Raw genomic sequence first — 25484 nt, 5'->3', positions numbered from 1 at the left:
CCTGCCCGCCCTCCGCGGGCTCGGGGCGGGACCGGTGACAGGGCCGTCGTCTCCTAGTCCTCGTCGGCGTCCTCGTCCTCGTCCTCGGCGGCGAACTGCTCGACGATCGCGGCGTTGAACGCGTCGAGGTCGTCGGGCTTGCGGCTGGTGACGAGGTTGCCGTCGACGACGACCTCCTCGTCGACCCAGTCGGCACCGGCGTTGCGCAGGTCGGTCTGCAGCGAGGGCCAGGAGGTCATCCGCCGCCCGCGGACGACGTCGGCCTCGGCCAGCACCCACGGCGCGTGGCAGATCGCCGCCACCGGCTTGCCCGCCTCGAAGAAGGCCTTCACGAAGGCCACCGCGTCGGCGTCGGCGCGGACGAAGTCGCCGTTGATGACCCCTCCGGGCAGCACCAGCGCGCCGTACTCGTCGGGGTCGGCGGAGCTGACCACCGCGTCCACCTTCTTGGTGTCGCCCTTGTCGATGTGCTGATAGGCGGTGATCTCCCCGGCCTCGAGGGACACCAGCTCCGGTTGGGCGCCGGCCTCCTCGAGCGCCTGCCACGGCCGGTCGAGCTCGACCTGCTCCACGCCGTCGGTCGCGAGGACGGCCACCCTCAACCCGTTGAGTTCGTCAGCCATGCGGCGGCGGCTACCCCGCCCCCGAGGAGCACACACGCCGCGAGCACTAGGTTCGGCCCCGTGCGTGCGCAGATCACACCCCCGGTGCGCCGCCTGCTCGACGCGCTGCCCCGGACCGGCCGGCAGGTCGCCGACCCGGTCCGCGTCGCCGCCGAGGCCACCGCGGCGGGGTGCGCGGTCGCCCTCGCGCACACGCCGGCCGCGGACCCCGCGGCCGAGCTGCGCGACCTCGTCGCCCGGGTGGCCGGCGCCGGGCTGGCGAGCGCCTGCGAGCTCACCGTCCCCGTCGACCGGCTGGGCTCCGCGGCCGCCGGGGTGGTCGCTGCTGCGGCCGACGCCGGACTGGACGTCGCGCTGGACGGCGTCCCGGCAGCGGTGGACGCCCTCGCGGCGGAGGCCGGGCCGGTCACCGTGGTGGTCCGTGCGGCCGACGACGGAGCCGAGGAGCGCTGCCGTGCCCTGGCGGGTGACCGGGTGCGGCTGACGGGCGCGCACCTGCCCGGCCGGTGTGGTGCGGCCGCCGACCTGGCCTTCGTGCGCTGCCTCGACGTGCTGATGAGCGGGGCCGGGCGCCCCGGCGTCGGCACGACCGACCCGCGGCTGGTCGCCCTCGCCGGCGAGCGCGCCGCCTGGAACGAACGAGCCCCCGACAGCTGGGAGTACGTCATGCCGTGGCAGGTCCGCAGCGAGCAGCAGCGCCGGCTGGTCGCCGGTGGGTACCGGGTGCGGGTGGTCCTCCGCTCGGGTCCCGCGACCCCCGCCCTCCGCCCGGTGGGCCGGTCGTGAGCGCGGGGGAGGCCCGCCGCTCCGGCCTGGCGATCGTCGGCGGCGGGAAGATCGGGGAGGCGCTGCTCTCGGGCCTGGTCCGCCGCGGCGGACCCGAGGGGATCGTGGTCTGCGAGCGCAGTGCCGAGCGCGCCGCGCAGCTGACGGAGCGGTACGGGGTCCCGGTGCTGGGGCTGGCCGAGGCCGCCGCCCGTGCCCGGGTGCTGCTGCTCGCGGTCAAGCCCCAGGACATCGGCACGCTGCTCGGGTCGCTGGCGGGCTCGGTGGACGCCGGCCACCTCGTGGTCTCGGTGGCCGCCGGCGTCCCGACGTCGACGATCGAGGCGGCGCTGCCCGAGGGCGTCCCCGTCGTCCGGGTCATGCCCAACACCCCGGCCCTGGTGGACGAGGGGATGAGCGTCCTGTCGGCCGGGGCGCACGCCGACGAGGGGCACCTGGACGAGGCCGAGGCCCTGCTGGCCGCCGTCGGGCGGGTGCGGCGGGTGCCGGAGGCCCAGCAGGACGCCGTGACGGCCCTGTCGGGCAGCGGTCCGGCCTACTTCTTCTACCTGGTCGAGGCGATGGTCGACGCCGGCATCCTGCTCGGCCTGCCGCGCGACCTGGCCGTGGACCTCATCGTGCAGACCGCGCTGGGCTCGGCGGTGATGCTGCGCGACTCCGGCGAGCACCCGGTGCAGCTGCGGGAGGCGGTCACCAGCCCGGGCGGGACGACGATCGCCGCCATCCGAGAACTGGAGCGGCACAGCGTGCGCGCGGCGCTGATCGCGGCCATCGAGGCGGCGCACGCACGCTCGGTGGAGCTCGGACGGGCTGCGCGCGACCGGTGACCGTACCCCGGCGGGGCGTCGATGTATCGACACAGCGTGACTGCGTCGCCACGAGTCGCCTACGACGCGCCCGGGCACATGTCGACGTGGCTACATAGGTGTAGTTCTGCCCAGGACGGACCGTTCCCCCTGTTCGTTTCTTCCATCGCTTCTGTCACGCATGCCCCCCTACTCTCTGTGTCAGCACATGCGGGCTCCGTAGTCGGTGGGGAAGCCGACGCCCGGCGCGTGCTAGGTCCGGAGATGAAGAGATGACCATGCCCCAGCGCACCGTTCCCGCCGCCTACGCCCGTCCCGGCGTTCCCGGCCCGCGCCCCGTCGGCCGGCCGATCCAGGCCGCCACCATGGCCCGCCCCGTCCCGCCGCAGCACCCGGCCGCCATGCCCGTCGGCCGCCCGCCGGTCCCGGCCCCCCGCGCCGCCGTCACCTTCCTGACGGTCGCCGAGGTCGCCAGCATGATGCGCGTCTCCAAGATGACCGTGTACCGCCTGGTGCACGCCGGTGAGCTCGCCGCCGTCCGCGTCGGCCGCTCGTTCCGCGTGCCGGAGCGCGCGGTCCAGGACTACCTGCGCGACGCCTACACCGACATCGCCTGACGTGAGGACCTCCCTCCTCCCCGCCGCTCGCGAGCTCGTGGCGGGACCCTGCGAGGAGGCCGTTCCAGCACGTCACCTGCACCACCCCACCCCTGCGGGTGGGTCCGGATCGCCGGCAGGTCCACGCGGCAGCGTCGCCGCGGGGCCGCCGGGTACGCTCGGACGCCGAGCGACACCGGGGCCAGTGCGGCCCGGGTCGTCGCACACGAGCTGATCACCTCGCGCGGCGCCCGGTGCGACCTCCCGGTCGACGGTGGCCGCCGCGCCGCAACGACGTCGGGAGCAGGCACATGGGTTCGGTCATCAAGAAGCGCCGCAAGCGGATGGCGAAGAAGAAGCACCGCAAGCTGCTGAAGAAGACCCGCGTCCAGCGCCGCAACAAGAAGTGAGCTGACGCTCGTGCCGCCCGCCGTCGTCCTGGTCACCGGTGTGAGCCGGTGGCTCGGGGGTGCGCTGGCGGCCGAGCTCGCTCGCGACCGCGCCATCGAGCGGGTCATCGGGGTGGACACCATCCCCCCGTCGCCGGAGGTGCTCCGCCGGCTGGGCCGCACCGAGTTCGTGCGGGCCGACATCCGCAACCCGATGATCGGCAAGGTCATCGGGACGGCCTCGGTCGACACGGTCGTGCACATGAACATCAGCTCCACACCCGTCGGCTCCGGCGGGCGGGGGCCGATGAAGGAGCTCAACGTCATCGGCACGATGCAGCTGCTGGCGGCCTGCCAGCGGGCTGAGTCGGTCCGCCGGTTCGTGCTGAAGTCGAGCAGCGCCGTCTACGGCGCCTCCTCCCGTGACCCCGCGGTCTTCACCGAGAAGATGCAGGCCCGCCGGGTGCCCTCCGGGGGCTTCGCCCGGGACAGCGTCGACATCGAGGGCTACGTGCGGTCCTTCGCGCGCCGCCGTCCCGACGTCGCGGTGGCCGCCCTGCGCTTCACCAACTTCATCGGCCCGCGCATCGACTCGGTGCTCACCTCGTTCCTCCGCATGCCGCTGGTCCCCACGGCGCTGGGGTACGACGCACGCGTGCAGCTGCTCCACGAGGACGACGCCCTCGCCGTGCTCACCCGAGCCACCACCGGCGACTTCGCCGGCACCGTGAACGTCGGCGGGCAGGGCACGTTGCTGCTGTCGCAGCTGATCCGCCGGCTCGGCCGGCTGCAGGTCCCCCTGCCCTCGCCCGCCCTCGGTCAGCTGGGCCGGTTCACCCGCCGGTTCGGGTTCGTCGACTACTCCCCGGAGCAGATGCGCTTCCTCAACTTCGGCCGGGTCGTGGACACCACCGTGCTGCGCGACGAGTTCGGCTACACCCCCCGGTACACCACCGAGCAGGCGCTGGCCGACTACGCGACCACCCTGGTGCCGGTCATCCCGCCCGGGGTGGTCGCCGGTGTCACCGGGCGGGCGCAGGACCTCGTGGCCCGGATCGGCGCGACGGCGGGCACCGTGGGGGAGCGGCTGCGGCCGGCGCCTCCGTCCCCGGGACTGCGAGCGGTGCGCGATGCCTGAGGCGCGGGTCATCCCGCTGCGGCCCGACGACGAGGAGCCTCGGGTCCCACCGCCGTCGTCCGCCTCGTGGGAGGAGCAGGTCTCCGGTGGCCTGGAGTTCCTCCGCCGTCGGGTGACCGGCGACTACGACACCGACGAGTTCGGCTTCGACCCCGACCTCACCGACCACGTGCTGCTCCCGATGCTGCGGCCGCTGTTCGAGCGGTGGTTCCGGGTGGAGACCCACGGCGTGGACAACGTGCCCACCACCGGCGGCGGGCTGGTCGTGGCCAACCACTCGGGCACCCTGCCGCTCGACGCGATGATGGCCACGGTCGCACTGCACGACGACCACCCGGCCCGCCGGCGGCTGCGGCTGCTCGGCGCCGACCTGGTCTTCGACCTGCCGTTCATCGGCTCGCTGTCGCGCAAGCTCGGTTCCACGCTGGCCTGCAACGAGGACGCCGAGCGGCTGCTCACCGGCGGCGAACTGGTCGGGGTCTTCCCCGAGGGCTTCAAGGGGATCGGCAAGCCGTTCCGCGAGCGGTACACGCTGCAGCGCTTCGGCCGCGGGGGTTTCGTCACGGCCGCACTGCGCACCGGGGCGCCGATCATCCCGTGCGCGATCGTCGGGGCCGAGGAGACGTACCCGATGATCGGCAACGTCAAGACCGTCGCCCGGTTGCTCGGCCTGCCCTACTTCCCGGTGACGCCGACCTTCCCGGCGCTCGGCCCGCTGGGGCTGGTGCCGCTGCCGTCGAAGTGGCTGATCGCCTTCGGTGAGCCGATCGAGACGGCGTCCTACGGTCCGGCGGCCGCCGAGGACCCGATGCTCGTGTTCAACCTCACCGACCAGGTGCGCGAGACCATCCAGCAGTCGCTCTACCAGCTCCTCCTGCAGCGCAAGTCCGTCTGGGGTTAGGGACCGGCCCTGCGAGGTGCCCGACGAGGGGGCCGGAGGCCTCCGCGCGGAGGGGCAGGCCGGGCTCAGCGCAGGTCGGGGACGGCACGTGGCCGCGGTTGCCAACGGGAGCCGCCCTGCGTGGCGGCGCGAGGAGTGGGGGCCGGAGGCTCCCGCGATCGAGCGTCGAGCAGGGCTCAGCGCAGGTCGGGGACGGCACGTGGCCGCGGTGGGAGCGCGGAGCGCGACGGGAGGCTCAGCTCACCTTGCGACGGCGGAGGGCGAGCGCACCGCCGACCAGCCCACCGGAGAGAGCTGCGGCCGCGACGGTCGGCACGACGGTCTTCGCGGCCTTGCGGCCGGTGCGGAAGTCCTTGACCTCCCAGCCGCGGGAGCGGGCGACCGCGCGCAGCTCGGTGTCGGGGTTCACCGCGATCGCGCGACCGGTGAGCGTGAGCATCGGGAGGTCGTTGGAGCTGTCGCTGTAGGCGGTGCAGCGCGACAGGTCCAGGCCCTCCCGCTCGGCCAGTGCCCGGACCGCCTCGGCCTTGGCCTCGCCGTGCATGAGCTCGCCGACCAGCCGGCCGGTGTAGTGCCCGTCCACGACCTCCGCGACGGTGCCCAGCGCGCCGGTGAGCCCCAGCCGGTGGGCGATGATGCTGGCCAGCTCCACCGGTGTCGCCGTCACCAGCCAGACCCGCTGCCCGGCGTCGAGGTGCTGCTGGGCGAGCACTCGCGTGCCGGCCCAGATCCGGTCGGCCATGAGCTCGTCGTAGATCTCCTCGCCCGCCTGGACGATCTCGGCGACCGGCCGCCCGGCCACGAAGGCCAGCGCGCTCTCGCGGATGGTGTGCATGTCGTCGGCGCTCTCGTTGCCGGCGATCCGGAACTTCGCCTGCTGCCACACGAAGCGCGTCATGTCGCGGGCGGTGAGGTACTTGCGGGCGGCCAGGCCGCGCGCGAACCAGAAGATCGACGCGCCGACCATCATGGTGTTGTCGACGTCGAAGAACGCCGCCGCGGTCAGGTCCGGGACGGCGGCCGGCGCCGGCTCGACCTCGGCGGCCGCGGCCGAGGCGGCGCCGGCGACGTGCGCCCGCGTCTCCTCGTCCGGCACGGCCGCCGAGCGCGCGCGGCGGCCGCGGAAGGGCAGTCCCGGCACGACGACCTCCACTGTCGCTCCTCCACCGCCCTCGCGGGCGGCCGGTGGACACCCGACCCTAGTGGCGTCCCGCGGAGGACCGGCCGGGGGTCTCGGCACCGCTCGGCCCCTCGGGGAGTCAGCAGACCAGCGGCCGGATGCAGATCGGCAGCGGGGTGTCCAGCAGCGGGGCGTCGGGCTCCACGGGGACTGTGGGCGTCGGCAGCGGCACCGGCAGCGGCGACTCGACCGCCGGGCTCTCGGGCACCGGTGCCGGCTGCGGAGCCGGGACCGGCGCGTCCGCCGAGGAGCCAGTGGGGGGAGCGCCGCCGTCGGATGCCGGGACGTCGCCGGACAGGACGCCGCCGTCGTCCCCGGCGAGGACGAGCTGGGTCCGCTCCGTGCCCCGCTTGACGCCGTAGAGCACGTCACCGGGCCCGGCGTCGGTGGACAGCGCCACGACCGTCCCGAGGGCGGTGACGGTCACCGCCGCACCGGCCAGGCCGGCGCGGTCAGCCGGGTGTGCCACGCCGGGGGCGGGCCGGTGTCGGCGCGGACGGTCAGCAGCCGCCGCAGCCCGGAGCGCGGGACGGGCTGCGGCGCGCGGACCGCGGCCATCGCCACGAGCCGGTCGCGGGTGACGGCCCGGAAGCGGGCGTCCGGGGCGTCGTCGAGGTCGGCTGCCGGCTGCTGCAGACGGGCGACGACCGCGTCCTCCTCGGACACGACGGCCCGCCGGCCGCCCGGCAGTCCGGCGCCGCCGCGCGTGGTCACCTGGTGCCTCCGAGGGGTCGGTCCGGGGGGTCGCGACGCTCCCCGCCGGAGCGCCTCCACCCCGGCAACGACACCGGGGGCGCGGCCGATACGGGGTACCGGTGGGCACCCAGCGAGGGGTTCACCGCAGTCCCTCCGGCAACAGGCCGGCCAGCCGGCGGACGGCGCGGTGCTGCAGCGCCTTGACGGCGCCCTCCTCCTTGCCCATGACCGCCGCCGTCTCGGCCACCGAGAGGCCCTGCAGGAAGGGCAGCGAGATGCACTCCTGCTGCTCGCCGCCGAGCTGCCGGATGCAGGCCAGGAGCTGCTCGTTGGTCAGCGCCTGCACGACGGCGTCCTCCGGCCCGTCGGTGACCCGGTCGGCGTCGCGCATGTCGGCGGTGGTGACCTCGAGCCGGAACCGGCTGCTCCTCACGTGGTCGCGGACGATGTTGCGGGCGATGGTCACCAGCCAGGCGCCGACGTCGCGGCCCTGGAAGGACAGCGAGTGGATCCGGCGCAGCGCGCGGACGAAGGTCTCGCTGGTGAAGTCCTCGGCCTGGGCGCGGTCGCCGACCCGGTGCAGCAGGTACCGGTGGACGATCGTCACGTAGTGGTCGTAGAGGCGGCCGAACGCCTCCGCGTCGCCGTCCTGCGCCCGGCGGACCAGCGCCCAGACGTCGACGACCGGCGGCGGCACCGCCTCGCCGAGGGCCGCGAACTCCTCGGCGACCTCCTGCGCGCGGGCGTCGGGCTCGGCGGCGACGTCGTCCGGCGACGCCGTGGCCTCCCCGCGCGGGACCCCCCGCTCCGCTCCCCGCGCCGGGGCGGAGCGGAACTGCGGCTCCGGTGCGGGCCGTGTGTCGCCGACGGCGCCCGGGTAGGGGGTCGGGCGCGGCCGGGGGGTGGGCCGCGGACGGGGTTCGGCGGACGCCACGGGCGGGGCAGCGGGCGCGCGCTCGTCCGCCGGGCGCGACCGTCGCATGCGTCCTCCTCGTCCGCCCGCCGGGGACCGGCGTCGTCCCGGCCCGTGACGCCCGTGCAGGGGGGTCGCGGCACTGCGGGTCGGAGCCCATGGTGACAACATGACTCCGGTCCGTCCACGCCACCCGGTCGAGGGCCGGTGCGAGGCGCCCCCGGGAGACCATGGCCGCTCCACCAGAGGAGGTGTCGATGACCGACGTCGGTAGCTCGCTGTCCGTGCTGGTGCGCGCGGCGGCGCAGGACCGCGCGGACGCGCCGGCTGTCGTGGCCGGCGAGGAGCGGCTGAGCTGGAGTCAGCTGGACGCGCAGGTCGACCGCGCGGCCGCCGGCTACGCGGCCCGTGGGCTGACCCCGGGCGAGCGGGTGGCGGTGCAGCTGCCCAACGGCGTCGACTGGCTACGGGCGACGCTGGGCGCCCTGCGCGCGGGCCTGGTCGTCGTCCCGGTCAACACCGCCTACACCGACCCGGAACTGGAGTACCTGCTCACCGACTCCGGGGCGTCGCTGCTCGTCGCGGCCGACGACCGGCCCCCGGTGGCCGGCGTGCCGGTGGTCGCCGGCCCGCCGGTGGACGACGCCCCGCCACCGGCCGTCCCCGAGGGGGCCGGGCGGGATCCGGACACCGTACCGGCCTTCCTCTCCTACACCAGCGGGACCACCGGCCGGCCGCGCGGCGCGATGCTGTCGGCGGCCGCGCTGCGGGCCAACCAGGAGCAGTGCCTGCGCATGGACCCGCCGCCGGTCCAGCCCGACGACCGCGTCCTGATCGTGCTGCCGCTGTTCCACGTCTACGGGCTCAACGCCGGCTTCGGCCTGGTGGCCGCCACCGGCGCCTGCGCGGTGCTCGCGGAGTCCTTCGACCCGGTCGGCTCGCTGGAGGTGATGGCCCGCGAGGAGGTCACCGCGGTCCTGGGCGCCCCGCCGGTGTTCCAGGCGTGGCTGGCGGTCGCCGACGCCGCAGGGTCCGACGCCGTCCTCCGTCGCGCCTTCGCCGCCGTCCGCATCGCCACCTCCGGTGCCGCGCCGCTGCCCGAGGAGGTCTGGACGGCGATGCGCGAGCGGGCCGCGGTCACCGTGTGGGAGGGCTACGGGCTCACCGAGGCCTCCCCGGTGGTGGCCAGCACCCTGGCGACCGGGCGGGCCAAGCCCCGCTGCATCGGCGGCCCGATCCCCGGCGTGGAGCTGCAGCTGCGCGACACCGCGCTGCACGAGCCGGTGGAGGAGGAGGACGAGGTCTCGACGTCCGGCGACCTCGCCGAGGACGGTCCGGGCGAGATCTGGGTGCGCGGCGCCAACCTCTTCTCCGGCTACTGGCCCGACGGGGTCGGCGGTCCGGACGCCGAGGGCTGGCTGGCCACCGGCGACCTCGCCTACGCCGACGAGGACGGCGACCTGCACCTGGTCGACCGGCGCAGCGACCTCATCCTGGTCAGCGGCTTCAACGTCTACCCCGCCGAGGTGGAGCGGGTGCTCGACGCGCACCCGGCCGTCGCGGAGAGCGCGGTCATCGGCGTGCCCGACCCGCGGACCGGCGCCGCCGTCCGGGCCGTGGTCGCGCTGCGGCCGGGCCGGCAGCTCGGTTTCGAGGAGCTGCGCGAGCACGCCGCGGCGTCCCTCGCCCGGTACAAGGTGCCGACGTCGGTGCACGTGCTCGGCGCGCTGCCGCACTCGCTGACCGGCAAGGTCAGCCGGGCCCGGCTGCGCGAGCTCGGCCTGGCCCGCGCCGACGAGGAGCCGACGGCGTCCGGGGGCGACGGTGACCGCTGACGCGCCCCGGCTGCAGCTGCTCACCCGGGCCGACTGCCACCTGTGCGCGGTGGCCGCGGAGACCCTCCACCGGCTCGCGGCCGAGGCCGGGCTGGCGGTCGCGGAGGTCGACGTGGACGCCGACCCGGAGCTGCAGGCCGAGTACGGCGACCGGGTGCCGGTCGTGCTGCTCGACGGGCGGGAGCACTCCTACTTCACCGTCGACGTGCCCCGGCTGCGACGGGACCTCGGCCTGTAGCGGAGGGCCCCACCGCCGACGGGGCCACTCCCGCGCCGTTCCTGACGCCCCCGCGCTGCTGCACCGGCGCGGGGGTCGGTGGAACGGCGCGGGGGTGCGTCGGCCAGGCCGGCCGAGCCCAGGGCTCACCCGGGCGGGTCGAGCGGGGAGACGCGGGGTATGGTCTCCACCACAGCGGGGCGCATCTGCGCTGGGGAGCGGCCTGCCGGCCCCCCAGCGACTTTGTTCCTGCGTTCACAAGCGGTTACCGTGGCGTTCGCCGGGCGGCGGACCGCCCGGGTCCCCGATGTCGTTCGACCGCCTCCGGCACCCGCCGGAACCCCGGGCGCGACCTGCTGTGGAGTGCCACATGACCGAGCTCGCGAGGTCGTGCGACGGCACAGCTCCTCAGGGCACGGGGGCGACGAGCGCCAGCGAGGAGTGCCCCGTGCCCTCATCCAGGTCCCGGATCCCGGAGGCCACCGTCGCCCGCCTGGCCGTGTACCTGCGCGTGCTGACCGGGCTGGCCGACGGCGGGCGCAGCAACGTCTCCTCGGGTGAGCTCGCCTCGGCGGCGGGCGTGAACCCGGCCGGGCTGCGCAAGGACCTCTCGCACCTGGGCCCCTGCGGGGTCCGCGGAGTGGGCTACGAGGTGGCCACGCTGCGCGACCGCATCGCCCGGGTCCTCGGCGTCGAGCGGTCCCGCCCCTGCGTGCTGGTGGGGATCGGCAACCTGGGCACCGCCCTGGCCGACTACGCCGGCTTCGGCAGCCGCGGGTTCCGCTTCGTCGGGCTCTTCGACGCCGCCCCGGACCGCGTCGGGCGGCGGATCGGCGGCCAGCCGGTGCGCCCGATGGGCGAGCTGGACGAGGTCGTGGCCGCCACGGCGGCCACGATCGGGGTCATCGCGACACCGGCCGACGTCGCCCAGTCGGTCTGCGACCGGCTGACCGCGGCCGGGGTGAGGAGCATCTTGAACTTCGCGCCGGTGGCGCTGAACGCGCCCGCGGGGGTCGACGTCCGCCAGGTCGACCTCTCCGTCGAACTGCAGGTGCTCGCGTTCCTCGGTCAGCAGCGCGGCGCCACGGCGGCTGCGGCACTGGAGGCACCGACCGTGGAGGTGACCGCATGAGCCTGCTGGCGGTGGGCGTGAGCCACCAGACCGCTCCCGTCGCACTGCTCGAGCAGTTCGCGATGGGCGCCGACGACACCGTCAAGGCGCTGCACGAGCTGGTCGGCAGCGACCACGTCAGCGAGGCGATCGTGCTGGCGACCTGCAACCGGGTCGAGGTCTTCGCCGAGGTGGACCGGTTCCACGGCGGCGTCGCCGACGTCAGCCGGGTGCTGGCACGCCAGGCCGGCGCCACGGTGGAGGAGCTCTCCCCGTACGTCACCGTCCACTACGAGGACCAGGCCGTCGCGCACCTGTTCACCGTCGCCGCCGGCCTGGACTCCATGGTCGTGGGGGAGACGCAGGTGCTCGGCCAGCTGCGCAACGCCTACGCGCTGGCCCGCGAGCAGGGCACCGTCGGCCGGGCGATGCACCCGGTGGCGCAGCGGGCGCTGCGGGTGGGCAAGCGGGTCCACTCCGAGACCGGGATCGACAAGGCCGGCGCCTCGCTGGTGTCGGTCTCCCTCGACCGGGCCGAGGAGCGCATCGGCTCGCTGGCGGACCGTCCGGTGCTCGTCGTCGGCGCCGGCTCCATGGGCGCCCTGGCCGCGACCACCCTGGCCCGCCGCGGCGCCGCGGTGACCGTGAGCAGCCGCACGCCCGCGCACGCCCAGCGGCTGGCGACCTCCGTCGAGGGCCGGGCCGCCGACCTCGCCGACCTGCCCGCGGAGACCGCCGCCGCCGACGTGCTGGTCACCTGCACCGGCGCGCGCGGCGTCGTCATCGGCACCGAGGTGGTGGCCGGCGCGATGCGGTCCAGGATCGGGACCACCGGGCCGGACCGGCCGCTGGTCGTCATCGACCTGGCCCTGCCGCGGGACGTCGACCCGGGCGTGGCCGCGCTGCCCGGCGTGCACGTGGTCGACCTGGCCCTCCTGCAGGGCGAGCGCGGTGCCGACGGCCACGCGCACGCGAGCCCGGTCGCGGCGGACGACGTCGCCGCGGCGCACGCGCTCATCGAGGCCGAGACCGCGCTGCTGCGGGCCGAGCGGCAGGCCGCCGCGGTCGCGCCGACGGTCTCCGCGCTGCGCAGCCAGGCCGCCGAGGTGGTCGACGCCGAGCTGCTGCGGCTCGCGGCCCGGCTGCCCGACCTGGACGCCCGCGCCCGCGCCGAGGTGGCGCGCACCGTCCGCCGCGTCGTCGACAAGCTGCTGCACGAGCCGACCGTGCGGGTCAAGGAGCTGGCCAGTGCCCCGGGGGGCGTCGACTACGCCGACGCGCTGCGGGCGCTGTTCGGGCTGGGCATCGACGCCGAGGTCATCCCGGCGCGGACGAACCTGGCCGAGGCGGTCACCGTCGACCCCGACGAGCTTCGGCCCGGGGGGACGGCGTGACGGCGACCACCACGGGCACCCTCCGGCTGGGCACCCGCGCCAGCCAGCTGGCCACCACCCAGTCGCAGGCGGTCGCCGACGCGATCACCGCGGCCAGCGGCGTCCCGGTCCAGCTGGTGCACATCAGCACCGAGGGCGACCGCTCCTCGGTCGCGATCGCGCAGCTCGGCGGCACCGGCGTCTTCGTGGCCGCGATCCGGCAGGCACTGCTCGAGGGCACCGTCGACGTCGCCGTCCACAGCTACAAGGACCTGCCCACGCTGCCCGAGCCGGGGCTGACCATCGCCGCCGTCCCGCCGCGGGAGGACCCGCGTGACGCGCTGGTCGCCCGCGACGGCCTGACCCTCGGCGAGCTGCCGCCGGGGTCGAGGGTGGGCACCGGCGCCCCGCGGCGGGTCGCCCAGCTGCGCGCCCTGGGCCTGGGTCTCGAGGTGGTGCCGATCCGCGGCAACGTCGACACCCGCATGAACCGGGTCGTCCCGGGCGACCTGGACGCCGTCGTGCTGGCCCGCGCCGGGCTCACCCGGCTGGGGCGGCTGTCGGCGATCACCGAGACGCTCGACCCGCTGCAGGTCCTCCCCGCGCCGGCGCAGGGCGCGCTGGCCGTGGAGTGCCGCGGCGACGACGAGCGCACCCGGCAACTGCTCGCCGCCCTCGACGACGCCGGCACCCGCGCCTGCGTCGTCGCCGAGCGGACGACGCTGGCGGCGCTGGAGGCCGGCTGCAGCGCACCGGTCGCCGCGTACGCCGAGCTCGCCGAGGGGGAGGACGGCCCCGAGCTGTTCCTCCGCGCCTCGGTCACCGCGGTCGACGGCAGCGACGGCGTCCGCGGCTCGATCACCGGGCCGCCCGCCGAGGCCGAGCGCCTCGGCCGCGAGCTCGCCGCGGAGCTCCTCGACCGGGGCGCCGCCGAGCTGATGGCGGCCTCCCGGTGAGCCGCACCTCCCGGGCCGGGCAGCAGGCCCCGGCCTCCCGTACCCCTCGCACACGAGCCCTCCGGGGCCAGAACCAGGAGCAGGACATGACGCGCAAGAACGGCGCGGCGGCCGGCAGGGTCGTCTTCGTCGGCGCCGGCCCGGGCGACCCCGGGATGCTGACCGCCCGAGCCACCGCGGCGCTCGCCTCGGCCGACACCGTCATCGTCGACCCCGACGTCGCGCCGGCGGTCACCGAGGCCGTGCGCGCCGACCGGCCCGAGCTCGAGCTGACCGCCGCCGCAGGGGAGCCGGTCGAGGTGGCCAAGGCCGCCGTGGCCGCCGCCAAGTCCGGCGGCACCGTCGTCCGGCTGGTCGCCGGCGACCCGTTCACCTCCGACGACGTGGTCAAGGAGGTGCTGGCCGTGGGCCGCACCTCGGTCGGCTTCGACGTCGTCCCGGGTGTCGCCTCCGCCACCGCCGTGCCGGCCTTCGCCGGTGTCGCGCTCGGCGGCACCTCGCTGTCGGCCGACCTGCGCGACGGCGAGGCCGACCTGGCGGCGCTCGCCGCCGCGGCGAAGAGCCTGGACGCGCCGCTGGTGCTGCAGGGCAACGCCGAGGACCTCCCCGACGCCGCCGCGCGGCTGGTCGAGGGCGGCCTGTCCGGCTCCACCCCGGTCGTCGTCACCACCGGCGGCTCGGGCACCGGGCAGAAGAGCGTCGTCGCCAAGCTGGCCGCCGTCGCCGAGAAGACCGCCGGGCTGGACGCCCTCAGCGGCCCGGTCGTGGCGACCGTCGGGTCGGTCGTCGACAAGCGCGCCCGGCTGTCCTGGTGGGAGAGCCGGCCGCTGTTCGGCTGGCGGGTGCTGGTGCCGCGCACCAAGGACCAGGCCGGCGAGATGAGCGACCGGCTGCGGTCCTACGGCGCCGTCCCGGTCGAGGTGCCGACCATCGCCGTCGAGCCGCCGCGCAGCCCCGCGCAGATGGACCGGGCCATCAAGGGCCTGGTCACCGGCCGCTACGGCTGGATCGTCTTCACCTCGGTCAACGCGGTGAAGGCCGTCCGGGAGAAGTTCGTCGAGCTGGGCCTCGACGCCCGCGCGTTCGCCGGCGTCAAGGTCGCCTGCGTCGGCGAGTCCACCGCCGACGCGGTGCGCGCCTTCGGGATCGTGCCGGAGCTGCTGCCCACCGGGCAGCAGTCCAGCGAGGGCCTGCTGGCCGACTTCCCCGAGTACGACGACGTGCTGGACCCCATCAACCGGGTGCTCCTGCCGCGCGCCGACATCGCCACCGAGACCCTCGCCGCGGGCCTGCAGGAGCGCGGCTGGGAGATCGACGACGTGACCGCCTACCGCACCGTCCGGGCCGCCCCGCCGCCCGCCCCGGTGCGCGAGGCCATCAAGGGCGGCGGCTTCGACGCGGTGTGCTTCACCTCGTCGAGCACCGTGCGCAACCTGGTCGGCATCGCCGGCAAGCCGCACGCCAAGACCGTCGTCGCGGTGATCGGCCCGCAGACCGCGGCCACGGCGCAGGAGTTCGGCCTGCGGGTCGACGTCCAGCCCGAGACCGCCGCCGTCGGCCCGCTGGTCGACGCCCTGGCCGAGCACGCCCTGTCCCTCCGCGAGGCGGAGGGCGGCGAGGAGAGGTGAGCGGCGGCGCTGTTCCCGGGTTCGCGCGCGGGCGCCGGCTGCGGTCGACGCCCGCGCTGCGGCGGCTCACCGCGCAGACCCGGCTGGCCCCGGCCGACCTGGTGCTGCCGGTCTTCGTCAAGGAGGGGATCGCCGAGCCGCAGCCGATCAGCTCGATGCCCGGCGTCGTCCAGCACACGACCGACTCGCTGCGCAAGGCCGCGCACGAGGCGGCCGAGGCCGGCATCGGCGGGTTGATCCTCTTCGGCATCCCGTCGGAGAAGGACGCCGTCGGCTCGCAGGCCGACGCCGCCGACGGCGTCGTCAACGTCGCGCTGCAGCAGCTGCGCGCCGACCTCGGCGACGAGCTGGTGCTCATGGCCGACCTGTGCCTGTGCGAGTACACCGACCACGGGCACTGCGGGCTGGTCACCCCCGCCGGCGTCGTCGACAACGACCCGACGCTGGACCGCTACGCCGCGGTCGCGATCGCGCAGGCGCAGGCCGGGGCGCACGTGATCGCCCCGAGCGGGATGATGGACGGCCAGGTCGCGGCGATCCGCCGGGCGCTGGACGGCGCGGCGTTCCAGGAGACGCCGATCCTCGCCTACGCCGCGAAGTACGCCTCGGGCTTCTACGGCCCGTTCCGCGAGGCCGCCGAGGGCGCGCCGCAGTTCGGCGACCGCTCGACCTACCAGATGGACCCGCCCAACGCCGACGAGGCGCTGCGCGAGGTGGCCCAGGACCTCGCCGAGGGCGCCGACGCGGTCATGGTCAAGCCCGCGCTGCCCTACCTGGACATCGTGGCCCGGGTGGCCGACGCCGTCGACGTCCCGGTCAGCGCGTACCAGGTCAGCGGCGAGTACGCGATGCTCGAGGCGGCCGCCGCCAACGGCTGGGTGGACCGGCAGCGGGCCGTCCTCGAGACGCTCACCGCGATCCGGCGTGCCGGGGCCGGCACCGTGCTGACCTACTGGGCGGTGGAAGCGGCCCGCTGGCTGCGATGACGTACGACGAGCCCGGGGGCTCCTGGCGGCCGTTCTGGCTGGTCGCCGGGGTCCTCGGGCTCGTCGTCGTCCTGGAGGTGGCGCTGCCGGGGCCGCGGGTGCCGTCCCTCGTCTGGACGCTCGCCGCCGGCGCGCTCGGTGGCACCCTCGGGCACGCGCTCATGGCCCGCCGCGCCTGGACGGTGCGCGTGGGCGGCGGGTCCCTCTCCGTCGGCCGCGAGTGGGTCCGGCTGGCCCACGTCGACACCGCGCACCTGCGCGCCGTGGCCGAGGGGACGGCGGGGGTGGACGCCGGCGCACCGGTGCTCGGCGGCGCGGGTTCGCCGCCGCGCGGGCGGACCGTCCTGCCGGTGCGGCTGACCGACGGCCGCTCCGTGCTCGTCCCCACGCGCGACCCGGCGGCGCTGTCGCGAGCCCTGCTCGCGGCTGTGTCGGACGTCCCCGGCAGCCCGCGGGAGAGGAAGGGGACACTGGGGTCGTGACCTCGCTGGACAGCCCCCCGTACGCCTACGAGGCCCCCGCGTCGGCCGACCTGTTCGCCCGCGCGCAGCGGGTCACCCCCGGCGGGGTGAACTCGCCCGTGCGCGCCTTCGGCGCCGTCGGTGGCACCCCGCGCTTCATGGCGCAGGGCCAGGGCGCGTACCTCACCGACGCCGACGGCCGCCGCTACGTGGACCTCGTCGCCTCCTGGGGTCCGCTGATCCTCGGCCACGCCCACCCCGCGGTCGTGGAGGCGGTCACCGCCGCCGCCCGCCGTGGCCTGACCTTCGGCACCCCGACGGAGGGCGAGGTGGAGCTGGCCGAGGAGATCGTCCGCCGGGTGCCGCCGGTGGAGGAGGTGCGGCTGGTCAACTCCGGCACCGAGGCGGTGCTCTCGGCGGTGCGCCTGGCCCGCGGTGTCACCGGGCGCCGGGTCGTCGTGAAGTTCGCCGGCTGCTACCACGGCCACGTCGACGCGCTGCTGGCCTCGGCCGGCTCCGGCGTGGCCACCCTCGGCCTGCCCGACACCCCCGGCGTCACCACCGGTGCCGCCGCCGACACCGTCGTCCTGCCCTACAACGACGCGGCCGCGGTCGAGGCCGTCTTCGCCGAGCGGGGCAGCGAGATCGCCGCGGTCATCACCGAGGCCGCGGTCGGCAACATGGGCGTCGTCCCGCCGCTGGACGGCTTCAACCAGGCGCTGCGCCGCATCACCGCCGCGCACGGCTCGCTGCTGATCGTCGACGAGGTCATGACCGGGTTCCGGGTGTCCCGCTCGGGCTGGTACGGCCTGGACCCCGTGGACGCCGACCTGATGACCTTCGGCAAGGTCATGGGCGGCGGGCTGCCGGCCGCGGCCTTCGGTGGCCGCGCCGACCTCATGCAGCACCTGGCCCCCGCCGGGCCGGTGTACCAGGCGGGCACGCTGTCGGGGAACCCGGTCGCGGTCGCCGCGGGCCTGACCACGCTGCGGCACTGCACCCCCGAGGTCTACGCCCGCTGCGACGAGGTCGCCGTCACCCTCCGCGGCGCGGCCAGCGCCGCGCTGTTCACCGCGGGCGTCCCGCACCGGGTGCAGCAGGCCGGCTCGATGTTCTCGGTGTTCTTCGTCCCCGACGAGCGCACCGTGCGCAACTACGACGACGCCCGCTCGCAGGACGCCGCCCGCTACACCGCCTTCTTCCACGCGATGCTCGCCCGCGGCGTCTACCTGCCGCCCTCGGCGTTCGAGTCGTGGTTCGTCAGCGCCGCGCTCGACGACGAGGCCGTCGAGCGGGTCCTCGACGCCCTCCCCGCCGCCGCCCGCGCCGCGGCCGCCGTCGACCCGTCGTCCGCCCCGCCGGCCGAGGAACCGGCCGACGCCACCACCGGGATGAGCACCTGATGGCCGAGAAGACCGTCGTCCACCTGCTGCGCCACGGCGAGGTGTTCAACCCGGAGAAGGTGCTCTACGGCCGGCTGCCGGGCTACCGGCTGTCGGAGACCGGCGAGGCGATGGCGCTGGCCGCCGCGGAGTGGCTGGCCGACAGTGCCGATTCCCCCATCACCCACGTGGTCTCCAGCCCGCTGGAGCGCGCGCAGCAGACCGCTGCCCCCATCGCCGGGAAGCTCGACCTGCCGGTCGAGGTCGACGACCGGCTGATCGAGGCCGGCAACGCCTTCGAGGGGCTGCGGGTGGGCGTGGGGGACGGCGCCCTGCGCTCCCCCCAGCACTGGTGGAAGCTGCGCAACCCGTTCCGCCCGTCGTGGGGCGAGCCCTACGTCGAGATCGCCGCGCGGATGCTGGCCGCGGTCGAGACGGCCCGGGACGCCGCCCGTGGTGCCGCGGCGGTCTGCGTCAGCCACCAGCTGCCGATCTGGACGCTGCGGCTGCACCTGGAGGGACGCCGCTACACCCACGACCCGCGCCGCCGGGAGTGCGGCCTGGCCAGCGTCACCTCGCTGACCTACGACGGGGACCGCTTCGTGGGGCTGTCCTACGCGGAGCCCGCCGGTGCCACCCCACCGGACGCGGTGCCCGGGGCATGAGGTACTCCCCACGAAGCCACCCCACGACGTTGCTCCGCTCCGCTCCACAACGCCGCGGGGGCCCCGGTGTGCGCGGGCTGCTCGGCGCCCTGGTGGGGGCGCTGCTCCTGACCGGCTGCTCCACCGGCACCGACGCCGTCGACGTCAACAACGGCGGGGAGTTCCGCTTCGTGCAGGGCACGCCCGCCGGCGAGGTCATCCCGCCCGACGAGCGCGCCGCCGCCCCGGACTTCTCCGGCACCCTGCTCGACGGTCGGGAGTTCGACTCCAGCGAGCTCGACGGCGGCGTCGCGGTGCTCAACTTCTGGGGTTCCTGGTGCGCGCCCTGCCGCGTGGAGTCGCCGCAGTTCCAGGAGGTCTACGCCGAGGTGCGCGACCAGGGGGTGCAGTTCCTCGGCGTCAACGTCAAGGACACCGACCAGCTCGCCCGCGCCTTCGAGGACGGCTTCGGCATCGAGTTCCCCTCGCTGGACGACCCCCGTGGCGAGGTGGCGCTGGCGTTCCGCGACTACCCGGCCAACGCGATCCCGTCCACCATCGTGCTCGACGCGCAGGGCCGGGTGGCCGCGGTCTACACCGGCGCGGTCGAGCAGGACGACCTGCGCGCGGTGCTCGACGTGCTGATGGCCGAGGAGGGCTGATGGGGGAGACCTTCAGCGGCCTGGTGACCGACGGCCCGCTGCTCGTGGCCGCCGCGGTCGCCGCGCTGGTCGGGCTGGTCAGCTTCGCCTCGCCCTGCGTGCTGCCCCTGGTGCCGGGCTACCTCTCCTACGTCACCGGCCTGGTCGGCTCCGGCGCCCCGACGACGGCGCCGGCCCCGGTCGCGCAGGGCCCCGGCGGCACGGCGGTGGCGGTCCGGACCGACGAGCGCTCGCCCGGCGGCCGGATGGTGCTCGGCGCGGCGCTGTTCGTGCTCGGCTTCACCGCCGTCTTCGTCACCATCAGCACCGCGTTCGGCGGCCTGGGCCGGCTGCTGCTGCAGTACAACGACGAGATCACCCGCGTGCTCGGCGTCGTCACCGTCCTGGTCGGGCTGGGCTTCCTCGGGTGGCTGCCGCTGCTGCAGCGCACCAGGCGGGTGGCGTTCCGGCCTGCGACCGGGCTGGCCGGGGCCCCGCTGCTGGGCGTCGTCTTCGGGCTGGGCTGGACGCCGTGCCTGGGCCCGACGCTCGCCGCGGTGCAGAACCTCGCGTTCCAGCAGGCCACCGCGGGCCGCGGCGCGCTGCTCGGGCTGGCCTACTGCCTGGGTCTGGGCGTGCCCTTCGTGCTGGTCGCTCTCGGCGCCCGCTGGGCGATGGGCGCCACGTCGTTCCTGCGCCGGCACGCGCGGGCGGTCACCCGGTTCGGCGGCGTCGTCCTCGTGGTCGTCGGCCTGCTGCTGGTGACCGGCGCCTGGACCGAGATGATGCGCTGGTTGCAGGGCTGGCTGGCCGCCAACGGCTTCGCGGAGACGTCACTGTGACCGAGCCGGCGAGGTCACGGCATGGGTGGAGCACCGCCGGGCACGACGCGGACGAGCGCAGCGGGGGAGCGGAGTGACCGAGCCGGCGAGGTCCCCGATGGGCACGGCACCACCGGGCGCGGCTGCGCCGAGCGTCGGCGAGGAGCTGACGTGACCACCACCGCCCCGCCGCGGCCGGCCGCGGCGCCGCAGCCCCCTGCCCGCCCCTCCCTCGGCGCCCGCGCCTGGGGCCTGTGGCTGCGCTGGTGGCGCCGGCTCACCGCCATGCGGACGGCGATCATCCTGCTGTTCCTGCTGGCGCTGGCGGCGATCCCCGGGTCACTGCTGCCGCAGCGCTCGCTGAACCAGAACGCCGTCCGCCAGTACTTCGCCGACCACCCGACGCTGGCGCCGGTGCTCGACCGGCTCTACGCCTTCGACGTCTTCAGCTCGCCGTGGTTCGCCGCGGTGTACCTGCTGTTGTTCGTCTCGCTCATCGGTTGCGTCGTCCCCCGGCTGGGCGAGCACGTCCGCGCCCTGCGGGCCGCTCCGCCGCCGGCACCGCGCCGGCTGCAGCGGCTGCCCGACTCCGCGGAGCTGGCCACCCCGCTGCCCGGCCCGGCCGCTCTCGACGTGGTCGAGGAGGAGCTGCGGGTGCGCCGCTTCCGCGTGGTCCGCCGTTCCGGGGCTGAGCCGACCCCGCCGGGTCCTGCGGCATCCGGGGACGAGCTCTCCGCGGAGAAGGGCTTCTGGAAGGAGACCGGCAACCTCCTGTTCCACCTGTCGCTCGTGGCGCTGCTGCTCGGCCTGGCCGGCGGGAAGCTGTGGGGCTACGAGGGCAGCATCCTGGTCACGGAGGGCCAGGGCTTCTGCAACTCCTTCCAGCAGTACGACACCCACTCCTCCGGCGCGCTGGTCGACGGCTCGGACCTCACCCCGCTCTGCATCGACCTCGAGGACTTCCGCGCGGAGTACGAGGAGGACCTGACCGCGGCCTCCTACACCGCCGACATCCGCTACGGCGGGCCCGGGGAGGAGGGCGAGGCGACGACGATCGGCGTCAACGACCCCCTGCGGGTCGACGGCGACCGCGTCTACGTGACCGGGCACGGTTACGCGCCGCGGTTCACCGTCACCCTCCCCGACGGGACGGCGTTCACCGACGTCTCGGCGCCGTTCCTGCCCTCGGACCAGACGACGATGTCCAGCGAGGGCGCGCTCAAGCTCCCCGACCTCGGCGCCGGTGTCGAGGACCAGCTGGCGCTCGAGGGCTTCTTCGCACCCACCGGGCTGATGCAGGGCGGCGTCCTGACCTCGATCGACCCGCGGCCGCTCAACCCGGAGGTGGCGATCCTGGCCTACCAGGGCTACCTCGGCCTGGACTCCGGCCTGCCCCAGTCGGTCTACTCGCTCGACCGGAGCCAGATCGAGCGCGGCCGGCTCTCCGAGGTCGGCCGGGCCAACCTGGCGGTCGGCGAGACGCTGACCCTGCCCGACGGGACGGCGGTCACCTTCACCGGCGTCGACCAGTTCGCCGCGCTGCAGTTCTCGCACGACCCCGGGCAGGTCTGGGTGCTCGGCGCGGCGATCGCCCTGCTGGTCGGCCTGCTGGCGCTGCTCCTGCTGCGCCGGGAGCGCTTCTTCGCCCGCGTCGGCCCCGCCCCCGACGGCGGCGGTACCGTGCTCTCGGTCGGTTCGCTGACGCGGGGCGGCGGCGAGAGCGCCACGTCCTTCGCCGAGCTGACCGGGCGGCTGCAGGCCGCGCTCGACGAGCGCGCCCCGACCCCCTCCGCCCCGCCGTCCGGCGGGGCCGCACCGGAACCGGAGGTCCCCCCGCGTGACCGTTGACCCGTCGCTGGCCGAGCTGTCGGACACCCTGTTCTCGATCGCCGTCGCGCTCTACTCGGTCGCCGTCGTGGCGTTCTCGGCGCAGCTGGCGTTCGGCCGCCGCCCGGCGCGGCAGCTGGTGTCCGCCGGGGGAGGGGCACCGGCCGAGGCGCCCGCCCCGCCGGCGCGCACCGACCGCTGGGGCCTCGCCGGGCTCGCGGTCACCGCCGTCGGCGCCGTCGTGCACGCCGGCGTGCTGGTCACCCGCGGGATGGCCGCCGACCGGCTGCCCTGGGGCAACATGTACGAGTTCGCCACCGCCGTCGTCCTGGTCGGCGTGGTGGTCTACCTCCTGCTGGCCGTCCGGGTGCCGGCCGTCCGCGACATCGGCGCCTTCGTGCTCGCGCCGGTCGTCATCGCGCTGGTCGCCACGGGGCTGTTCCTCTACACCGAGACCGGTCCGCTGGTGGCCGCGCTGCGCTCGAGCTGGCTGGCCGTGCACGTCTCCACGGCGATCCTCGGCTTCGGCATCTTCTTCGTCAGCGGGATCGCCAGCGTGCTGTACCTGCTGCGCCTGCGCTCCGACGCCCGCGGCGCCGAGGCCGAGGGTTCGTTCCTCTCCCGGTTGCCGAACGCGGTCACGTTGGACCGCGTCGCCCACCGCACCGCGGTGTTCGGCTTCCCGATCTGGACCTTCGCCGTCATCGCCGGCGCCATCTGGGCCGAGAGCGCCTGGGGCCGGTACTGGGGCTGGGACCCCAAGGAGACCTGGGCGTTCATCGCCTGGGTGGTCTACGCCGGCTACCTGCACGCGCGGACGACGGCCGGCTGGCGGGGGCGCCCCGCGGCGTGGGTGAACGTCGTCGGCCTGGGCGTGATGGTCTTCAACCTGCTCTACGTGAACATGGTGTCGACCGGCCTGCACAGCTACGGCGGGCTGGACTGAACGAGGACCACCCTTCCCGCCACGCCTCGTCGGAGGACCCCCTGCTCCCCGCCACTCGCAGGCTCGCGGCGGGACCCGGGACGGGACCGCCGGACCCGATCGCGGCCCCGGGCTGAGGCCCGGGACGGGGCGGACCGCCCTCCGGACGGAGTGCCACGGGCGCACGCCCCGCGCCTCCCGGGCACTCCGCCGGGGTTCCCCGCCCGGCTGCACCGGCGGAACATCTCCTCCGCGCGACACCCCGCCGGCGTGCGCGAGCGAGTCCTCCGACGAGGCACTGCGCCGGAGCCCGGTGCTCGATCGGGGAGGGCAGCGACATGGCGAGGACGAGCAGGCGGAGCGGCACGACGTCGGGCAGTGCTCCCGGGACACCGCCTCCTCGTCGTCCTGTGGCCGGCCGGCGGGGGAGTCGTGCCGCGCCAGGAAGGGACGGAGGGCCGTGACCACCCCCTCGCCCGACGCCGTCACCACCGATGCCCGGCTGGCGAGGCTGTTCGGCCTGCGGGACGACACCTGGCTGCGGCACGCCAACCCGGCGAGCGTCTGGATCCGGTTCGCCGTCCTGCCGCTGATCGTCCTGTCGATCTGGAGCCGGCGGGGGATCGGCCGGCGGTCGCTGCTGCCCCTCGGCGCGTCGTTGGTCTTCACGGTGGTCGAGCCGCTGCTGTTCCCCCCGCCGCGATCGACCCGGAACTGGGCGTCGAGAGGGGTGCTCGGCGAGCGCATCTGGGCCGACCGGAACGCGGTCGACCTCCCGGAGCAGTTCCGGTCCACCGCCGTCCCGAACACCACCTACGCGTTCCAGTTCGCCGGTCTGGCCGCCCTGGCCCGCGGCCTGGTCGTGTTCGACCTGAGGTCCGTCGTCGGGGGGCTCCTCCTCGTGCAGTGCGCCAAGGCCTGGTTCATCGACCGGATGGGGCTGCTGTTCCGGACGATGGCCGAGCGGGACCCGCGGTACGCCTCCTGGGAGTACTGACCGGCTCCGCCGTGGGGCCCTGCGTGACCGGGCCGTCGTCGGACGCGCCCCGCGAGGTCAGGGCTCGAGGCGGGCGTCCCGCTCGTCACACCAGGCGACAGGGTCCCCCGGACGGACGGCGTGTCGGTGACACGCCGGACGCGGCCGTGCTTCCATGCCCCCATGTCGCGCCGGAGGGGAGCTCCCCGTGGGTAGGCACTCTGCTTCCGAGGGGGCCGCGGTGCACCCCGTGGTCGCCGCAGCGCTCGCGCAACGGTCCGCGGACGCGCCGGCCGGCCGGCACGGCGACCTGCGCGCCGAGGGCACCGAGAGCGGCCTGGGCTGGCCGGGCGACCCGACGACGCACGAGGGCCTGGGCTGGCCGGGCGGGATGACCCAGGAGGCCGTGGTCGCCGCTCCGCCCGCCGAGGAGCCACAGCGGCGCCGCGGGTGGCGCCGCCTCTTCCGCGCCGCCTGAGGAAGGACCCTCTGCCCCACCCCTCGGTGGAGGACCCCGTCCTCCCCACCCCTCGCGAGCTCGGGGCGGGCCCGGGACGGGGCCAGGGCCCCTGGTGAGGGGCCGCGGGACGCGCCTCGGAGGGGTCCGGGCGGCTACGCCGGGGAGCCGTCGTCGCGCCGGGTGCGGCGCTCCAGCTCGCGCAGGAACTCGGGGTCGTCGTCCGGCGCGATCGGGCGGACGGCGCGCTGCGGGCGCGGCGGTCGAGGAGCGCGCACCCGGCCGGGACCACCCTTCTCCGCCGCCCGCAGCACCAGCACCACCACGGCGACCGCCACCACGAGCACCACCACGAAGGCCATGGCGGCCCACCCCCCTCGTCGATCGAGCCCGAGCCCCCTCCACAGTACGTGCGCGGGCGATACTCGTACGCGCACCCGTGCGGCCCCGGCAGGAGGAGAACGCCATCGACGCCGTCGACCAGCAGCTGATCGACCTGCTGCGCGCCAACGGCCGGGCGAGCTACGCCGAGCTGGCCCGGCGGGTCGGCCTCTCCTCGCCGGCGGTGCACGAGCGGGTCGGCAAGCTGGAGACCGCCGGCGTCATCACCGGCTACCGGGCGGTGGTCGACCCGGCGGCGGTGGGGCTGGGCGTCACCGCGCTGGTGAGCGTGATCGAGAGCGACTCGGTCGACGACACCGGCGTCGAGGCCGGACTGGCCACGCTGCCCGAGGTGGAGGACTGCTGGCGGGTGGCCGGCAGCGAGGGCTACGTGTTGAAGGTCCGCGTGACCGACATCCCGGCACTGGAGGCCACCATCAGTGCGTTGAACCGGATCAGAGGCGTCGCCCGCACGCGGACGACGGTCGTGTTGAGCACCAAGTGGGAGGGCCGCCATGGCGGAGAGGGCTGAGCCGGCGGTGCCGGGCGCGCCGACCGGGGGGCCGGCGGCGCCGCCGAGGATCGCGCCCTGGCTGGTCATCTACACCGTGGGCCGGCTGGCCATCGCCGCCGCCCTCGTGCTGCTGCTGTGGGTGCTGGGCCTGGACTTCTGGTCCGGCGCGCTGTTCGGGCTGCTGCTGTCGATGCCGGTCTCGTACCTGCTGCTGCGGCCCTCGCGCGAACGGCTCACCGAGGGGCTGGCCGCGCGCAGCGTCGCCCGTCAGCAGGCCAGGGCCGCGCGGGAGGCCCGCCTCACCGGCGACGGCTGAGGGTC

Annotated in this window: 30 protein-coding genes; 24 read left to right on the top strand and 6 right to left on the bottom strand. The window is 75.7% G+C overall.

Features of this window, described 5'->3' with window-relative positions:
- Nucleotides 1-53: 53 nt before the first annotated feature.
- A complete protein-coding gene (locus BLS21_RS03275; RefSeq protein ID WP_091213595.1) occupies nt 54-623 on the bottom strand; it encodes a type 1 glutamine amidotransferase domain-containing protein in 570 nt (189 codons plus the stop codon).
- Nucleotides 624-683: 60 nt separating this feature from the next.
- Here BLS21_RS03275 and BLS21_RS03270 point away from each other — a divergent pair, with 60 nt between their 5' ends.
- The 6 genes from BLS21_RS03270 to BLS21_RS03245 all read left to right on the top strand — a co-directional run bounded on the left by BLS21_RS03270 (nt 684) and on the right by BLS21_RS03245 (nt 5239).
- Nucleotides 684-1409: a hypothetical protein gene (locus tag BLS21_RS03270; RefSeq protein ID WP_091213592.1), complete on the top strand. Its 726-nt coding sequence runs from the start codon at nt 684-686 to the stop codon at nt 1407-1409.
- Nucleotides 1406-2236, top strand: a complete 831-nt coding sequence (proC, locus tag BLS21_RS03265; RefSeq protein ID WP_091213590.1) for a pyrroline-5-carboxylate reductase — start codon at nt 1406-1408, stop codon at nt 2234-2236. Before BLS21_RS03270 ends, proC begins: the two co-directional genes overlap by 4 nt.
- Before the next feature lie 251 nt (nt 2237-2487).
- Nucleotides 2488-2832: a helix-turn-helix domain-containing protein gene (locus tag BLS21_RS25715; protein ID WP_245699996.1), complete on the top strand. Its 345-nt coding sequence runs from the start codon at nt 2488-2490 to the stop codon at nt 2830-2832.
- A 290-nt stretch (nt 2833-3122) separates the two neighbouring features.
- Nucleotides 3123-3221 (top strand): 30S ribosomal protein bS22, encoded by a 99-nt coding sequence (locus BLS21_RS03255; protein ID WP_012854759.1) that lies wholly within the window; start codon nt 3123-3125, stop codon nt 3219-3221.
- A gap of 10 nt (nt 3222-3231) precedes the next feature.
- Nucleotides 3232-4338 (top strand): NAD-dependent epimerase/dehydratase family protein, encoded by a 1107-nt coding sequence (locus BLS21_RS03250; protein WP_091213587.1) that lies wholly within the window; start codon nt 3232-3234, stop codon nt 4336-4338.
- Complete coding sequence (locus tag BLS21_RS03245) at nt 4331-5239, top strand: lysophospholipid acyltransferase family protein (RefSeq protein WP_091213584.1); 909 nt, start codon at nt 4331-4333, stop codon at nt 5237-5239. Before BLS21_RS03250 ends, BLS21_RS03245 begins: the two co-directional genes overlap by 8 nt.
- A gap of 235 nt (nt 5240-5474) precedes the next feature.
- Here BLS21_RS03245 and BLS21_RS03240 read toward each other — a convergent pair whose 3' ends face one another.
- The 4 genes from BLS21_RS03240 to BLS21_RS03225 form a co-directional block, all read right to left on the bottom strand.
- On the bottom strand, nt 5475-6392 hold the full coding sequence (locus tag BLS21_RS03240) for an HAD family hydrolase (protein WP_245699994.1): 918 nt from the start codon (nt 6390-6392) through the stop codon (nt 5475-5477).
- 106 nt (nt 6393-6498) lie between these two features.
- A complete protein-coding gene (locus BLS21_RS03235) occupies nt 6499-6846 on the bottom strand; it encodes a hypothetical protein (protein ID WP_139176999.1) in 348 nt (115 codons plus the stop codon).
- The gene (locus tag BLS21_RS03230; protein ID WP_091213579.1) at nt 6843-7133 is read right to left on the bottom strand and encodes a hypothetical protein; all 291 of its coding nucleotides are present in this window, start codon (nt 7131-7133) and stop codon (nt 6843-6845) included. Before BLS21_RS03230 ends, BLS21_RS03235 begins: the two co-directional genes overlap by 4 nt.
- A gap of 121 nt (nt 7134-7254) precedes the next feature.
- Complete coding sequence (locus BLS21_RS03225) at nt 7255-8097, bottom strand: sigma-70 family RNA polymerase sigma factor (RefSeq protein WP_245699993.1); 843 nt, start codon at nt 8095-8097, stop codon at nt 7255-7257.
- A 188-nt stretch (nt 8098-8285) separates the two neighbouring features.
- Here BLS21_RS03225 and BLS21_RS03220 point away from each other — a divergent pair, with 188 nt between their 5' ends.
- From BLS21_RS03220 to BLS21_RS03145, 16 genes are all read left to right on the top strand, one after another.
- Nucleotides 8286-9863: an AMP-binding protein gene (locus tag BLS21_RS03220; protein ID WP_091213577.1), complete on the top strand. Its 1578-nt coding sequence runs from the start codon at nt 8286-8288 to the stop codon at nt 9861-9863.
- Complete coding sequence (locus tag BLS21_RS03215) at nt 9853-10101, top strand: glutaredoxin family protein (RefSeq protein WP_091213574.1); 249 nt, start codon at nt 9853-9855, stop codon at nt 10099-10101. The genes BLS21_RS03220 and BLS21_RS03215 overlap by 11 nt, the downstream gene beginning before the upstream one ends.
- A 427-nt stretch (nt 10102-10528) precedes the next feature.
- Nucleotides 10529-11212, top strand: a complete 684-nt coding sequence (locus BLS21_RS03210) for a redox-sensing transcriptional repressor Rex (RefSeq protein WP_091213571.1) — start codon at nt 10529-10531, stop codon at nt 11210-11212.
- Nucleotides 11209-12585, top strand: coding sequence for a glutamyl-tRNA reductase (locus BLS21_RS03205; RefSeq protein WP_091213570.1), 1377 nt, complete (start codon nt 11209-11211; stop codon nt 12583-12585). Before BLS21_RS03210 ends, BLS21_RS03205 begins: the two co-directional genes overlap by 4 nt.
- Nucleotides 12582-13520 carry a hydroxymethylbilane synthase gene (hemC, locus tag BLS21_RS03200; RefSeq protein WP_091213567.1) on the top strand — a complete coding sequence of 313 codons (939 nt, stop codon included), beginning with the start codon at nt 12582-12584 and terminating at the stop codon, nt 13518-13520. The genes BLS21_RS03205 and hemC overlap by 4 nt, the downstream gene beginning before the upstream one ends.
- 86 nt (nt 13521-13606) lie before the next feature.
- Nucleotides 13607-15148 carry a uroporphyrinogen-III synthase gene (locus BLS21_RS03195; RefSeq protein WP_091213565.1) on the top strand — a complete coding sequence of 514 codons (1542 nt, stop codon included), beginning with the start codon at nt 13607-13609 and terminating at the stop codon, nt 15146-15148.
- Nucleotides 15145-16134 carry a porphobilinogen synthase gene (hemB, locus tag BLS21_RS03190; RefSeq protein ID WP_091213562.1) on the top strand — a complete coding sequence of 330 codons (990 nt, stop codon included), beginning with the start codon at nt 15145-15147 and terminating at the stop codon, nt 16132-16134. Before BLS21_RS03195 ends, hemB begins: the two co-directional genes overlap by 4 nt.
- The gene (locus BLS21_RS03185; protein ID WP_091213560.1) at nt 16131-16616 is read left to right on the top strand and encodes a hypothetical protein; all 486 of its coding nucleotides are present in this window, start codon (nt 16131-16133) and stop codon (nt 16614-16616) included. Before hemB ends, BLS21_RS03185 begins: the two co-directional genes overlap by 4 nt.
- Nucleotides 16613-17998, top strand: coding sequence for a glutamate-1-semialdehyde 2,1-aminomutase (hemL, locus tag BLS21_RS03180; RefSeq protein WP_091213557.1), 1386 nt, complete (start codon nt 16613-16615; stop codon nt 17996-17998). Before BLS21_RS03185 ends, hemL begins: the two co-directional genes overlap by 4 nt.
- Nucleotides 17998-18642 (top strand): histidine phosphatase family protein, encoded by a 645-nt coding sequence (locus BLS21_RS03175; protein WP_091213555.1) that lies wholly within the window; start codon nt 17998-18000, stop codon nt 18640-18642. Before hemL ends, BLS21_RS03175 begins: the two co-directional genes overlap by 1 nt.
- Before the next feature lie 68 nt (nt 18643-18710).
- Nucleotides 18711-19283, top strand: coding sequence for a TlpA family protein disulfide reductase (locus BLS21_RS03170; RefSeq protein WP_245699991.1), 573 nt, complete (start codon nt 18711-18713; stop codon nt 19281-19283).
- Nucleotides 19283-20104: a cytochrome c biogenesis CcdA family protein gene (locus BLS21_RS03165; protein WP_091213547.1), complete on the top strand. Its 822-nt coding sequence runs from the start codon at nt 19283-19285 to the stop codon at nt 20102-20104. Before BLS21_RS03170 ends, BLS21_RS03165 begins: the two co-directional genes overlap by 1 nt.
- A 150-nt stretch (nt 20105-20254) precedes the next feature.
- The gene (gene resB, locus BLS21_RS03160; RefSeq protein WP_091213544.1) at nt 20255-21931 is read left to right on the top strand and encodes a cytochrome c biogenesis protein ResB; all 1677 of its coding nucleotides are present in this window, start codon (nt 20255-20257) and stop codon (nt 21929-21931) included.
- Nucleotides 21921-22856, top strand: coding sequence for a c-type cytochrome biogenesis protein CcsB (gene ccsB, locus BLS21_RS03155; RefSeq protein ID WP_091213541.1), 936 nt, complete (start codon nt 21921-21923; stop codon nt 22854-22856). The genes resB and ccsB overlap by 11 nt, the downstream gene beginning before the upstream one ends.
- Nucleotides 22857-23295: 439 nt before the next feature.
- The gene (locus tag BLS21_RS03150) at nt 23296-23832 is read left to right on the top strand and encodes a DUF6653 family protein (protein ID WP_091213539.1); all 537 of its coding nucleotides are present in this window, start codon (nt 23296-23298) and stop codon (nt 23830-23832) included.
- A gap of 229 nt (nt 23833-24061) precedes the next feature.
- The gene (locus tag BLS21_RS03145; RefSeq protein ID WP_139176998.1) at nt 24062-24289 is read left to right on the top strand and encodes a hypothetical protein; all 228 of its coding nucleotides are present in this window, start codon (nt 24062-24064) and stop codon (nt 24287-24289) included.
- A gap of 134 nt (nt 24290-24423) precedes the next feature.
- Here the strand turns inward: BLS21_RS03145 and BLS21_RS03140 are convergent, their stop codons facing one another.
- The gene (locus tag BLS21_RS03140; protein WP_091213534.1) at nt 24424-24630 is read right to left on the bottom strand and encodes a hypothetical protein; all 207 of its coding nucleotides are present in this window, start codon (nt 24628-24630) and stop codon (nt 24424-24426) included.
- A 77-nt stretch (nt 24631-24707) separates the two neighbouring features.
- Here BLS21_RS03140 and BLS21_RS03135 point away from each other — a divergent pair, with 77 nt between their 5' ends.
- Together BLS21_RS03135 and BLS21_RS03130 are read left to right on the top strand one after the other, a co-directional pair.
- Nucleotides 24708-25181: an Lrp/AsnC family transcriptional regulator gene (locus BLS21_RS03135; protein WP_245699990.1), complete on the top strand. Its 474-nt coding sequence runs from the start codon at nt 24708-24710 to the stop codon at nt 25179-25181.
- Nucleotides 25165-25479, top strand: coding sequence for a DUF4229 domain-containing protein (locus BLS21_RS03130; RefSeq protein ID WP_091213532.1), 315 nt, complete (start codon nt 25165-25167; stop codon nt 25477-25479). The genes BLS21_RS03135 and BLS21_RS03130 overlap by 17 nt, the downstream gene beginning before the upstream one ends.
- Nucleotides 25480-25484 lie beyond the last annotated feature (5 nt).

It is taken from the genome of Geodermatophilus siccatus (assembly GCF_900103785.1).
In the GTDB taxonomy this organism is placed as follows: Bacteria; Actinomycetota; Actinomycetes; order Mycobacteriales; family Geodermatophilaceae; genus Geodermatophilus; species Geodermatophilus siccatus.
Note: the sequence above shows the minus strand (reverse complement) of the source record. Positions and strands in the feature narration are given on the sequence as shown.